Annotated in this window: 13 protein-coding genes; 7 read left to right on the forward strand and 6 right to left on the reverse strand. The window is 68.1% G+C overall.

Features of this window, described 5'->3' with window-relative positions; genetic code table 11:
• The first annotated feature begins 11 nt into the window (after window positions 1-11).
• Complete coding sequence (gene cydC / locus QMG86_RS01505; RefSeq protein ID WP_434086146.1) at window positions 12-1,754, forward strand: thiol reductant ABC exporter subunit CydC; 1,743 nt, start codon at window positions 12-14, stop codon at window positions 1,752-1,754.
• 528 nt (window positions 1,755-2,282) lie between these two features.
• Here cydC and QMG86_RS01510 read toward each other — a convergent pair.
• The 6 genes from QMG86_RS01510 to QMG86_RS01535 form a co-directional block, all read right to left on the reverse strand.
• The gene (locus QMG86_RS01510) at window positions 2,283-2,990 is read right to left on the reverse strand and encodes a heme-binding beta-barrel domain-containing protein (RefSeq protein WP_281877214.1); all 708 of its coding nucleotides are present in this window, start codon (window positions 2,988-2,990) and stop codon (window positions 2,283-2,285) included.
• A gap of 189 nt (window positions 2,991-3,179) precedes the next feature.
• Window positions 3,180-3,485, reverse strand: a complete 306-nt coding sequence (locus QMG86_RS01515) for a DUF1416 domain-containing protein (protein WP_159842239.1) — start codon at window positions 3,483-3,485, stop codon at window positions 3,180-3,182.
• 5 nt (window positions 3,486-3,490) lie between these two features.
• A complete protein-coding gene (locus QMG86_RS01520) occupies window positions 3,491-4,324 on the reverse strand; it encodes a sulfurtransferase (RefSeq protein WP_159842241.1) in 834 nt (277 codons plus the stop codon).
• 29 nt (window positions 4,325-4,353) lie between these two features.
• Window positions 4,354-4,848 (reverse strand): DUF4395 domain-containing protein, encoded by a 495-nt coding sequence (locus QMG86_RS01525; protein WP_281877215.1) that lies wholly within the window; start codon window positions 4,846-4,848, stop codon window positions 4,354-4,356.
• Between the two features lie 287 nt (window positions 4,849-5,135).
• On the reverse strand, window positions 5,136-5,579 hold the full coding sequence (locus QMG86_RS01530; protein ID WP_281877216.1) for a thioredoxin family protein: 444 nt from the start codon (window positions 5,577-5,579) through the stop codon (window positions 5,136-5,138).
• On the reverse strand, window positions 5,576-6,376 hold the full coding sequence (locus tag QMG86_RS01535) for an LmeA family phospholipid-binding protein (protein WP_281877218.1): 801 nt from the start codon (window positions 6,374-6,376) through the stop codon (window positions 5,576-5,578). The genes QMG86_RS01530 and QMG86_RS01535 overlap by 4 nt, the downstream gene beginning before the upstream one ends.
• Window positions 6,377-6,670: 294 nt before the next feature.
• Between QMG86_RS01535 and QMG86_RS01540 the strand changes: the two genes are divergently transcribed.
• The 6 genes from QMG86_RS01540 to pstB all read left to right on the forward strand — a co-directional run bounded on the left by QMG86_RS01540 (window position 6,671) and on the right by pstB (window position 12,598).
• Window positions 6,671-7,435, forward strand: a complete 765-nt coding sequence (locus tag QMG86_RS01540) for a winged helix-turn-helix transcriptional regulator (protein ID WP_281877219.1) — start codon at window positions 6,671-6,673, stop codon at window positions 7,433-7,435.
• A gap of 126 nt (window positions 7,436-7,561) precedes the next feature.
• On the forward strand, window positions 7,562-8,482 hold the full coding sequence (gene mshD / locus QMG86_RS01545) for a mycothiol synthase (protein WP_281877221.1): 921 nt from the start codon (window positions 7,562-7,564) through the stop codon (window positions 8,480-8,482).
• 241 nt (window positions 8,483-8,723) lie between these two features.
• Window positions 8,724-9,836 (forward strand): phosphate ABC transporter substrate-binding protein PstS, encoded by a 1,113-nt coding sequence (gene pstS / locus QMG86_RS01550; protein WP_281877222.1) that lies wholly within the window; start codon window positions 8,724-8,726, stop codon window positions 9,834-9,836.
• A gap of 91 nt (window positions 9,837-9,927) precedes the next feature.
• The gene (pstC, locus tag QMG86_RS01555) at window positions 9,928-10,899 is read left to right on the forward strand and encodes a phosphate ABC transporter permease subunit PstC (protein ID WP_281877224.1); all 972 of its coding nucleotides are present in this window, start codon (window positions 9,928-9,930) and stop codon (window positions 10,897-10,899) included.
• Complete coding sequence (gene pstA / locus QMG86_RS01560) at window positions 10,899-11,801, forward strand: phosphate ABC transporter permease PstA (protein ID WP_281877225.1); 903 nt, start codon at window positions 10,899-10,901, stop codon at window positions 11,799-11,801. Before pstC ends, pstA begins: the two co-directional genes overlap by 1 nt.
• Before the next feature lie 20 nt (window positions 11,802-11,821).
• On the forward strand, window positions 11,822-12,598 hold the full coding sequence (gene pstB / locus QMG86_RS01565; protein ID WP_281877227.1) for a phosphate ABC transporter ATP-binding protein PstB: 777 nt from the start codon (window positions 11,822-11,824) through the stop codon (window positions 12,596-12,598).
• The last annotated feature ends 27 nt before the right edge of the window (window positions 12,599-12,625 follow it).

Raw genomic sequence — 12,625 nt, forward strand, 5'->3', positions numbered from 1 at the left:
GAGCGGTTGCGATGACGCGGGACGTTTCGCACGGCACCGGCACCACGGTGTTCGGCGATCTGCGCCGGATGTGGGCGCTGCTCGAATTGTCCCGCGCGCGAGTCGCGGTGGCGATCGGGTGGGGCGTGCTGGCCTTGGGCAGCGGGCTCGGGCTCGCGGCGCTGGCGGCCTGGCTGATCGCACGAGCCTGGCAGATGCCGCCGGTGCTCGACCTGAGCATCGCCGTCGTCGCGGTGCGCGCGCTCGGCATCTCCCGGGGCCTGTGCCGGTACCTGGAGCGTCTTGCCACGCACGACGTCGCGTTGCGCGCCATGACCACCGCGCGAACCACGGTCTACCGCACACTGGCGCGCTCGGATTTCTGGCTGCGCCGACCCGAGATCTCGCGGGGCGCGGACGACAAGCCGGGCACGAAGCCGCCGCGCCGCGGTGATCTCCTGGTCCGCATCGGCAGCGACATCGATGACTTGGGCGCCGTGGTGGTCCGCGTGTTCGTGCCGATCGCGGTCGCCCTCGTCCTCTCGGTCGCGGCCGTCGCACTCCTGGCCACGATCTCGCTCCCGGCGGCTGCCATCCTGGCGGGGGCGCTGGCGCTGTCGGGTGTCGTCGCGCCGTGGTTGTCGGCCAAGGCGGCGTCCGATGCGGAACGCGCCGTCCGCGCCGACCGTGCGGAGTTCACCGCGCAGGCCATGACCGTCCTCGACCACGCCGCCGAACTGCGCGTCGCCGGTCGCCTGGACGCCGCGCTGGCCGCCGCCGGAGCGGCGTCGCGCCGGGCGGTCGCCGCCGAGGACCACGCGGCCGCGCGCAGCGCCTGGTCGGCCGCCGCCACCCCGCTCTCGATCGGCGCCGCCGTGTTCGGCGCCCTCCTGATCGGCATCACCCTTTACGGCCCGGATGGGGGCACGGCGGGCGCGATGACACCTATGGCGCTTGTCGTGCTCGTCCTCTTGCCGCTCTCGGCTTTCGAAGCGGTCGGCCCGCTGCCTGCGGCAGCGCAGACCTTGACGACCGCCCGTGCGGCTCTGCATCGCCTGGACGACTTCGCACCCGGCGCCCCCACCAGCACGGCGGAGGACTCCCGGGCACCGCGGAGAAGCGCCGCGGACTCGGCCCGTTCGACCGACGCGGCGGTGCCAGAACTGCCCCGAGCACGACGGATCGCAGTGGTCGGCCCCAGCGGCGCGGGCAAGACGACCCTACTGATGAAGTGGGCGGGGTTGTTCGGCACGCCTCGCCCCGGCGTCACCTTCTTCGCCGAGGACGCGCATCTGTTCGGTACCTCCGTGCTGGAGAACCTGCGCGTCGCGCGTGGCGATCTGACCGCCGAAACAGCCGAGCAAGCGTTGCGGACCGTCGGCCTCGGAGACTGGCTGGACGGGCTTCCGAAGGGCGTGCACACCGACCTGGTCGGGGGAGCGGCAGCCGTTTCGGGAGGCCAGCGCCGCCGGATCCTGCTCGCGCGGGCGCTGGTGTCCTTGGCGCGGGTATTGCTGCTGGACGAACCGACAGAACACCTGGAAGCCGAGGCGGGGGCGAAGCTGCTGCGCGACTTGCTGGACATCGACAGCGGCCTCGTCGAATCCGACCGCACCGTGGTCGTCGTCACCCATCAACTGCCGGACGACCAGCGGGCCGACGTGGTGCTGCGGATCACAGCATCAGGCCAGGTCGGACTGGATTTCGCAGCGCCTGCGGCACCCCTCGGCGCCGTGGATTCCGCCGACCGAGAAATTCCGTTGCCGAGCTGCTGACGCATCGCTAGATTCGTTCGTACACGAGGAAGGAGGTGGTTCGAAGAATGGATATTCATAGGACACGTGAGGTGGCTGTCCGCTAGCGCCACCGCTGCAGGTGGATTTCGCCCGCGCGAGCGCTGAGCGAATTCCAGGCAGTCACCCGGCCCCCGAGCCCCGGTCGGTCCGACCGGACCCGTGCGAGGAAACTCGTACCGGTATGGCTCGGGGGCTGTTCTGTTCCGCCTCTCCGGGTCTTCAGGCCGTACCAGTTGGGTGCGGCGCAGGTTGGTCACAGGTCCTGCGTCAGGGCGTAGGTGCGTTTTGGGGTGGCTGGCGAGTTACCCATGTACTTGCAAGATCAGTTATCGCCTTGGCTGTCGGTGCGACGCTAGTTGGCATCCCAAAGTTGCTTTGGTCAGTGCAATCTCTGAGCTCGTTGGCACATGGGGAAATCAGCGCGAATGTTCCGGGCTGAGCAGCACAGCACAGACGGCCTGGACGCAGCTGCCGCGTCACCTCGACCTGCACGGTCCGGAGAGGGGATCAGCCGATGTAGCGCTGGAGGCGGGCCGAGAGGCGGGGTTCGAGGGGGCCGTCGGCCACCACCCGTTCCTCGACGTAGGCCAGGTCGCCGCCCTCGACGATGCCGTAGAGGCGCTTGGCGCCGCCCACGACGACGCCGGACTGGCTGCGGATCACCACGTCGGTGGCCAGTTCCCAGGACGACTGGGTCAGCGCTTGCCCGTAGAACAGCTCCACGATGCCGCTGCTGTGCGACAGCAGCAGTTCGATGACCTCGTCGTTGCCGTCGATGCCGACTCGCCAGAAGCCGCTCTCGCGCAGGTCGGGGCCGCCGTAGTCGCCGTCGGCCTCGATGATCCAGGACCGGGATTCCCAGGCGAGGTAGTCACCGCCGTCGTGCGAGACGACGATCTGCTGACCGAACCGGTAGTCCCCGCGCTCGGGATCGTTGCCCTCGCCCTCACCGCGCCACACGCCCACCAGCGGGAGCAGCGCGAGCATGGAGGCGCTCAGATCCGGACCGAGGCGCAGGTTTGCGGTGTCCTCGGGCAGCGGGAGATCCGGTAGCACCGGGATGTTCCGGGCGCCGGTCGATTTCGCCCGTTCGGCAGCTTCTGCCACGGCCTGGTCACCGCTGCGGCGACCGGCGGCATCGACCGGAGCGTTGCCGTTCAGTTGTTCACTCGCTCGCTCGGCCGGGTTGGAACCTTCGCTCGCGAGTTCGCTCATGATTCGGTGAACAGCCGGTAGAAGACGTAGAGGCCGAACCAGCCGATCAAAACGGCCACGGCCACCAGCAGAATCTCGAAGAAGAGGACCACGTTCCGAGTCTAACGACCCCCTTGTGGCGGCACGCAAACGGCCCCGGTGCTTCCGCGGAGCGGAAAGCGACCGGGGCCGTTCGACGAGTGCGCGGTCTTACTTGGCCACCGCGACGTCGACCGCGTGGATGCCCGCGCCTTCGGGGCGGACCTCGGCGGAGCCGTTGCCCGCCGAGGACAGCGCGCGAACGGTCCACGAGCCGGGAGCCGCGAAGAACCGGAAGTCGCCGGTACCCGATGCGACGACCTCGGCGGTGAAATCACCGTTGCCGTCGAGCAGGCGTACGAACGCCCCGCCCACCGGCTGGCCGTCGGCGCTGAGGACGCGGCCGGTGATGACCGTCTCCTTCTCCACGTCGACGCCTGCCGGGATGGCCTGACCCTGGGTAGGTGCTGCACACATGTCGATTACTCTCCCAACTCGATCGGAGCGCCGACGAGGGAGCCGTACTCGGTCCAGCTCCCGTCGTAGTTCTTGACGTTCTGGTGGCCCAGCAGTTCCTGCAGCACGAACCAGGTGTGCGAGGAACGCTCGCCGATCCGGCAGTACGCGATGGTCTCCTTCTCGCCGTCCAGGCCCGCTTCTTTGTAGATCTCGGTCAGCTCGGCGTCGGACTTGAAGGTGCCGTCCTCGTTCGCGGCCTTGCTCCACGGCACGTTGATGGCGCCGGGGATGTGGCCCGGACGCTGGCTCTGCTCCTGCGGCAGGTGGGCGGGCGCCAGGATCTTGCCGGTGAACTCGTCGGGCGAACGCACGTCGACCAGGTTCTTGGTGCCGATGGCCGCGATGACCTCGTCGCGGAAGGCGCGGATGCTCAGGTCGGGCGCCGACGCCTTGTACTGGGTGGCGGGCCGGTTCACCGGCTCGGTGGACAGCGGACGGCCGTCGAGCTCCCACTTCTTGCGGCCACCGTCGAGCAGCTTGACGTTGTTGTGGCCGTACAGCTTGAAGTACCAGTAGGCGTACGCGGCGAACCAGTTGTTGTTGCCGCCGTACAGGATGACCTCGTCGTCGTTCGAGATGCCGCGCGCCGAGAGCAGGTCGGAGAACTGCTCCTGGTTCACGAAGTCACGACGAACCTGATCCTGCAGGTCCTTCTTCCAGTCGAGCCGGACGGCACCCTCGATGTGACCACCGTCGTAGGCGGAGGTGTCCTCGTCGACCTCGACGAAGACCACGCCGGGGGCGTTGAGGTTCTCTTCGGCCCAGTCAACGGAGACCAGGACATCGGAGCGAGCCATTGTTTTCCTTTCAGAGATGACGTGCAGGGTCAGTTCGATGCCGGTAACGGGCTCCGGCGGAGGCGGGCTACCAGCGGATAGATCCGGCAACCCAAGCAGATCCCGAACGCCGCGTTCAGGAACGCCGCGAACAGGGCGAAGCCGGCGAACACCGCGCCGACGACTGTGGAGCCGAGCGCGAAGCCCAGCAGGCTGACGGCCGCGAAAACGAAACCGAGCAGCTGCGCGAACCGCAGCGGAGCCGTCGGCTCGGTCTCACTCGTCGGCGCGAGGCGCGGCGCGACGAAGGCGGCGTAGATCCGGCCGTACGGGTGGCGGCGCGGACCGAGGGCGGCGCCGACCGCGAAAACGATCGCCTGCAGGGCGATCAGCACCGCCGCGGCCACCGGCGAGACCGCGGCGGCGAGCACGACGACGACGAGGACGCCGGTGGTCACCCAGGCGGCGAACCGCGGTCCGCGCACGTCGACCTGATCGGCGGAGACGGGCGTGGCTTCGGAACTGTTACGGATCTCGGTGGACATTGTGCGTACTCCTGCGCTGAAAAAGTCCGATGACTGGAGATTTGCCAATTCGCCGGGGGATCGTGAGATCACTCGCGCGGCGGGCAAGGGTCGGCGTCAGGAAATCTGGACGAGCCGACCGATCAGCGGCACAGGCAGCAACAACCACCGAGCCGACACAGATCCACTGTGCGGCGTCGGGTGAGCATCAGCTCGTGGTTGGAAAGCACGTCAGCAGTTTACCCAATTCGGCGGGGAAATTGGACCCGGGGTGGATTACACCCGTCCAGGGGAGTTGTCATCGCAGCTCAGGCCGCTGTGGTCAGTGGCTCGAGCGCGGAGTGCAGATCCGTGGCCTTCGGGACGCCGGAGATGCGGAACCGCTCCCTGCCCTCGATGTCGAAGACGAACGTGGTGGGCAGCGAGAGGACGTTCAGCTCGCGCGCGAGCGCGGGCTCGGCGTCGATGTCCACCTCGATGTCCTGCGGCGGCTGCGGCGATCCCGCGAGCTGATCTGTGACGTTGGCAACCACCCGGCGAACGGCGTCACACGGTCCGCACCAGTCGGCGGAGAAATGCAGGACCGCGGGCCCGGCGCCGGTCACGCCGACGGACGCCAGCAGTTGCGCGCGAGCGGAGTCGGACAGGTCGATGCCGTCGGCCGCGCGGATCTTGCCGTCGCGCCGACGCAGCAGGACGCCCACCGCCAGCGCGGCGAGCAGGACCACTGCGAGGATGGTGAGTTGGATCATGGTCGCTGCAATCGGTCTAGGTCGATCGTGACGTTCACGCCCTTGCCCTCCACGACGATCTGACCGCCCTGGGCGGAGACCTTGGTGGGCCGGACACCGAACGGCAACTCCTTGGTGTCGATGGTACGGGTGAACCGGGCGAGCACCGCGGGCCGATCGGCCTCGGTGATCACCGCCACAGGCATGGTCTCGGTGCCGGGCGGGCCGCGATAGAAGCCGGTCGCCACGATTTTCACCTGGTCGCCGTCGAGCGAAAGGTCGGCCTGCACACTGACCTTCTCGCCGCCGTACTGTGCGCCCGGCGTCTCCGGCAGGGTGCCGGTGAGCACCAGCGCGCCGGTGGTGGTCATCCCCGACCCGCCCGAGCCGCCGGTCCCGTCGGACTTGTCGGCGGGACGCGAATGCACCTGCAGATCGGGGATGGCGAACAGCCTGCCGAGTTCGGTCGGCTCCACGCGCAACCGGCTGTCGACCCGCTCCACGGGAACCCCGCGCAGACTGCCGTCGACCAATTCGCCGACCGGCAGCCGCACCCCGGTCAGCGTGGCCTCCAGCGCGATCTCACCGGGGATGTCCAGACGCTTCGCGCGCGCCCGGATCTCCACGTGGTCGTAGCGGCTGTCCCATGCCTGGCCGAGAAAGGGGAAGCCGTGGATGGTCACCTCGGGATCCGCGGTGAGATCGGCGCCGTCGCGCAGCGCCCGGGACACGCGGTACTCCGAATAGGCCGCGGTACTGAAGTCGACGACCACGGCGAACCCCGCCAGACACAGCAGGCCGATGATCAGCTTGCGCATGCTCCCCCGTCTCTCCGGGTCTCGGGCCGCGGCGGCCGGGAGCCGCGCGGCGCGCGTTCGGCTGCCGTGCCGGGCGCGCCGCCGGTGGCGGGCATGCCCGATACGTAACCCATGTAGGCACCATATCGGTTGGCCCGAGCCGGGCACCGGAGTGTCCACCGGTGCGACTGTGGACCCCGGAATGCGTGGTCATGCCTTGTTACGCGCTAATCTTGCATCCGATTACCTGTGATTAGCGACGCGGGCGCGGCGGTGCTGCCGCATCCGCGTGGCTACGAGATGGGAGGAGGGCCCGTGGAGCTGCTCCTGCTTACCTCCGACCCCAACCCCGAGTCGGTGTTGCCTTCGCTCGCCTTGCTCGCGCACAACGTGCGCCCGGCGCCCACCGAAGTGGCTTCGCTGCTCGAGGCAGGCAGCGCGGACGTCGCGCTGGTGGACGCGAGGACCGACCTGGCCGCGGCCCGCGGCCTGTGCCGCCTGCTCGGCAGCACCGGATCCTCGGTGCCGGTAGTCGCGGTGCTCACCGAAGGCGGCCTGGTCGCGGTGAACGCGGACTGGGGACTCGACGACATCCTGCTGCCCGGTACCGGCCCCGCCGAGCTCGACGCCAGGCTGCGGCTGCTGGTCGGGCGCAACGGCGGTGTGGCGAGCCCGGAGAACACCGGCAAGATCACGCTCGGCGAGCTGGTGATCGACGAGGGCACCTACACCGCGCGGTTGCGTGGGCGCCCGCTCGATCTCACCTACAAAGAATTCGAGCTGCTGAAGTATCTCGCGCAGCACGCGGGCCGCGTGTTCACCCGCGCGCAACTGCTGCAGGAGGTATGGGGCTACGACTTCTTCGGCGGGACCCGCACCGTGGACGTGCACGTGCGGCGGTTGCGCGCCAAGCTCGGCACTGAATACGAGTCGCTGATCGGCACCGTGCGCAATGTCGGTTACAAAGCCGTGCGCCCGTCGCGGGCGTCGGCCAAGGGGGAGCCGGTGAGCTTTCCGGAAGACGACAACGAGGGCACCGACGATTCGCCGCTCACGCCGGTCAACGGCTCCGCCCAGTAATCCCCGGCGGACGGTGGCCGATTCCGGCGGTGCCCGCACCGTTCCCGGCCGAAATTCTCACCGCCGCCACGACGTTGCCGACAGTGGACCCCGCGCGGGGTCCACCGGCTCGAGGAACGGAGGCCGATGAGCGGCGCGACGACACAGTGGACCGACCGTCCCGACGCGGACACGGCGCAGGCGATCACCGCTCTGCTGACGCGCGCCACCGCGGCCGACGGCGTCGCCCCGGTCTCGGAACAGGCCGTGCTGTCGCTCACGTCGGGCGACCACACCGCAGCGCGCCACCTGCTCGCCTGGCGGGCCGGAGCGATCGCCGGTTACGCCAATCTCGTTCCGCGGCATGGCGAACATCCCGCGATGGCCGAGGTCGCCGTCGATCCGGCCCAGCGCGGGCACGGAGTGGGTACCGATCTGGTCACGGCGGTGTTGGCCGAGGGAGGGCCGGGGGCGCGGGTCTGGGCGCACGGCGACCGGCCGGCGGCCAAGGCTGTCGCCGCCCGGCTCGGGCTGCGGACCGCGCGTGAGTTGTGGCAGATGCGGCGCTCTCTGGCAACTCCAGAGCTACCGGAGCTTGTGGTTCCGGACGACCTCGTGTTGCGCACCTACGCCGGTCCCGCCGACGACGCGGAATTGCTGCGGGTGAACGGCGCCGCCTTCGCTTGGCATCCCGAGCAGGGCGGGTGGACCGAGCGCGACATCGAAGTCCGTCGCGCCGAGTCGTGGTTCGATCCGGCGGGGCTGTTCCTGGCGTTCGACCCGGCCGCTCCCGATCGTCTGCTCGGATTCCACTGGACCAAGGTGCATCACGCGGAGAATCCGCCCGTCGGCGAGGTCTACGTGGTCGGCATCGATCCGGCCGCGCAGGGCCGGGGACTCGGTCGGCTGCTCACCCTCGCGGGATTGCGGCACCTGCGTGACCGCGGATTGGCCGAGGTGTTGCTCTACACCGAGGCCGACAATGTCGCCGCGGTGCGCACTTATACCCGTCTCGGATTCGCTCCGGCGCACGTCGACGTGGCCTATGCCGCGGCGGAGGCTGAATAGCAGGCGGCAGAACGGATGCGCGCGAGTAAAACTGCGGCAAACGTCACATCCACCGGCTGCAATCGCGCCGGGCTGTTCACTCTCCGTTCACTCAGGTCGGTCCAACTGTCAACCACGTGACCTTAGGTTGTGTGAGGGCAGCACACTGCTGCCTGGTGCGCAAGTTCCCCGCGAACAGCACCACAGCACCCGTCCGGGCCGGTGAGGGACCGGACGAGTAGGACGCCATTCCGGAGGAATAGTGAATCTCAAGCGCAGCAGCGCCCTCGTTGGTGTGCTGGCCGTCGGCGCCATGACGCTGGCCGCCTGTGGCAGCGACGACAACACCTCGACCGACACGGGCAATGTGGCGAAGGTCGACGTCGCCTGCGGCGGCAAGAAGGCCCTCAAGGCCAGCGGTTCCTCCGCGCAGAAGAACGCGATGGAGCGCTTCATCGCCGCGTACGAGAAGAACTGCGACGGCGCCACGCTCAACTACACCTCCAGCGGCTCGGGCGCGGGCGTGAGCGAATTCATCGGCGCCCAGACCGATTTCGGTGGCTCCGACTCGCCGCTGAGCGCGAAGAAGGACGAGCCGAAGAAGGCCGCCGACCGCTGCGCCTCGCCCGCGTGGAACCTGCCGACCGTGTTCGGCCCGGTCGCGATCACCTACAACATCGACGGCGTAACCGATCTCGCGCTGGACGGCCCGACCGCCGCCAAGATCTTCAACGGCACCGTCACCACCTGGGACGCCCCGGAGATCAAGGCGCTGAACCCGAACGCCAAGCTGCCGTCCGAGCCGATCGCGGTGATCTTCCGCAGCGACGAGTCGGGCACCACCGACAACTTCCAGCTCTACCTGGATTCCGCCTCCGACGGCGCCTGGGGCAAGGGCGCGGGCAAGGCCTTCAACGGCGGCGTCGGCGCGGGCTCGAAGGGCAACGAGGGCACCTCGGCCGCGGTGAAGACCACCAAGAACTCGATCACCTACAACGAGTGGTCCTTCGCGAAGGCGCAGAACCTGTCGATCGCTCGCATCATCACCTCGGCGAGCAAGGACCCGGTCACGCTGAGCGTCGCGTCGGCGGGCAAGGCGATCGAGTCCGCGAAGATCTCCGGCCAGGGCAACGACCTGGTCATCGACACCTCCTCGTTCTACAAGCCGTCGGTCGCGGGCGCGTACCCGATCGTGATGCCGACCTACGAGATCGTGTGCTCGAAGTACTCCGACGCCGACACGGCGACGGCGGTCAAGGCCTTCCTCACCTCGGCGGTCACCAACGGCCAGCAGGGCTTGGACGAGGCCGGGTACATCCCGATCCCGGAGCAGTTCAAGACCAAGCTGACCACCGCCATCAACGCCATCTCCTGATAGCAGCCCCCACATGACCGTCCACGACGAGGTTGCCGCCACAGGCCAGTCGGATTCGACCGGCCTGCGAGCAGGCGGAGATACTGCGCTCATGCCGAGCAAGCCGAGCACCGACCCGGGCACGAAGAGTCGCCGCCCGCACAGCACGCGAGCGGAGATCGTCTTCCGCTCGCTGGCGACCACAGCGGGTGCGATCATCGTCGCCGCCATCGCATTGATCGCGCTGTTCCTGCTCATCCGGGCGGTGCCGTCGGTGCTGGCGAACGAGTCGAACTTCTTCACCAGCACCGACTTCAACACCTCGGACGCCAACCACCTCCGGTTCGGCATCCGGGATCTGTTCATGGTCACGGTGCTGAGTTCGATCTTCGCACTGGTGCTAGCCGTTCCGATCGGCATCGGCATCGCGCTGTTTCTGACGCACTACGCGCCGAAGACGCTGGCGCGGCCGTTCTCGGTGATCGTCGATCTGCTCGCGGCGGTGCCCTCGATCGTGTTCGGTCTGTGGGGAATCCTGGTGCTCGCTCCGCAGTTGGAGCCGATCCAGACCTTCCTGAACGACAACCTGGGATGGCTGTTCCTCTTCTCGGACGGCAACATCCCGCTGGCCAGCGGCGGCACGATCTTCACCGCGGGCGTCGTGCTCGCGGTGATGATCCTGCCGATCATCACATCGGTCAGCCGTGAGGTGTTCAACCTCACCCCGCGCGCCCACATCGAGGCGGCGCAGGCACTCGGCGCCACGAAGTGGGAAGTCGTGCGGATGACGGTGCTGCCGTACGGCCGCAGCGGCATGATCGCCGGCGCCATGCTCGGCCTCGGTCGCGCGCTCGGCGAGACGATCGCCGTGCTCATCGTGCTGAAGACGGCCGCTCAGCCGGGACAGTGGTCGGTGTTCGACGGCGGCTACACCTTCGCCTCCAAGATCGCCTCGGCCGCGGCGGAGTTCAGCGCCCCGCTGCCGACCGGCGCCTACATCGCGGCAGGCTTCGTGCTGTTCGCGCTGACCTTCGTCGTGAACGCGCTGGCTCGACTCGCCGCGGGCGGAAGGGTGAACGGGTGATGACCTCCTCGACTCTGGACCGGCCGATCAAGCCGCCCACTTTCCGTGATGTGAGCCTGTCGCGCAAGGTGCGCAACAACGTCGCGACCGGCCTGGTCTGGCTGGCGTTCGGCATCGCGCTCGTGCCGCTGGCCTGGGTCCTGATCATGGTGATCAGCAAGGGCTTCAGCGCGGTGGTCCGGGCGGACTGGTGGCAGAACTCGCTGAAGGGCGTGCTGCCCAATCAGGTCGCGGGCGGCGTCTACCACGCGATCTACGGCACCATCGTGCAGTCCTTGGTCGCGACGGTGATCGCCGTCCCGCTCGGCATCATGGCCGCGGTGTACCTGGTCGAGTACGGTCGCGGCGTGCTGGCCAAGACCACGACCTTCATGGTCGACATCCTGGCCGGCGTGCCGTCGATCGTCGCGGCGCTGTTCATCTTCGCGCTGTGGATCGCGACGCTCGGCTTTCCGCAGAGCTCGTTCGCGGTGTCGCTGGCGCTGGTGCTGCTGATGCTGCCGGTGGTCGTCCGGAGCACCGAGGAAATGCTCAAACTGGTGCCCGACGAACTGCGCGAGGCGTCCTACGCGCTCGGTATCCCGAAGTGGAAGACCATCGTGCGGATCGTGGTGCCGACCGCGCTGCCCGGCATGATCAGCGGCATCCTGCTCGCCATCGCCAGGGTGATGGGCGAGACCGCTCCCGTGCTGGTGCTCGTCGGCTACAGCAAGTCGATCAACATGAACATCTTCGACGGCAACATGGCGTCGCTGCCGCTGTTGATCTACCAGGAGCTGGCCAACCCCGAAGCTGCCGGACGCGAGCGGGTGTGGGGCGCGGCTTTGACCCTCATCATCATCATCGCCCTCCTGTACCTGGCGGCTGCGGTCCTCAACCGCCTGCTCACCCGGAACCGATAGAAGCGGAACGGATTACCGAAATGGCCAAGCGGATCGACGTCAAAGATCTGAACATCTACTACGGCAAGTTCCATGCCGTATCCGATGTCTCGCTGACCGTGCTGCCGCGCAGCGTGACCGCCTTCATCGGTCCCTCGGGCTGTGGCAAATCCACCGTGCTGCGTTCGCTCAACCGCATGCACGAGGTAACCCCGAACGCCAGGGTCGAGGGCGCGGTGATGCTGGACGGCGAGGACATCTACGGCAACCAGGTCGACCCGGTGGGCGTGCGCCGCACGATCGGCATGGTCTTCCAGCGGCCCAACCCGTTCCCCACCCTGTCCATCAGGGACAACGTCGTCGCGGGTCTGAAGCTGCAGGGCGTGCGCAACAAGAAGGAACTCGACGAGGTCGCCGAGCGCTCGCTGCGCGGCGCCAACCTGTGGAACGAGGTCAAGGACCGCTTGGACAAGCCGGGCGGCGGCCTGTCCGGCGGCCAGCAGCAGCGTCTGTGCATCGCGCGCGCCATCGCCGTGTCGCCCGACGTGCTGCTGATGGACGAGCCGTGTTCGGCGCTCGACCCGATCTCCACCCTTGCGATCGAGGATCTGATCACCGAACTGAAGAAGGAATTCACCATCGTCATCGTCACCCACAACATGCAGCAGGCCGCGCGCGTGAGTGACCAGACCGGCTTCTTCAACCTGGAAGCCCAGGGCAAGCCGGGCAAACTGATCGAGATCGACGACACCGAGAAGATCTTCTCCAATCCGTCGCAGAAGGCCACGGAGGACTACATCTCCGGCCGCTTCGGCTGATCCGCTCCGCGGAGCGAACATCGACCG

The sequence above is a fragment of the Nocardia sputorum genome (assembly GCF_027924405.1).
Lineage (GTDB): Bacteria > Actinomycetota > Actinomycetes > Mycobacteriales > Mycobacteriaceae > Nocardia > Nocardia sputorum.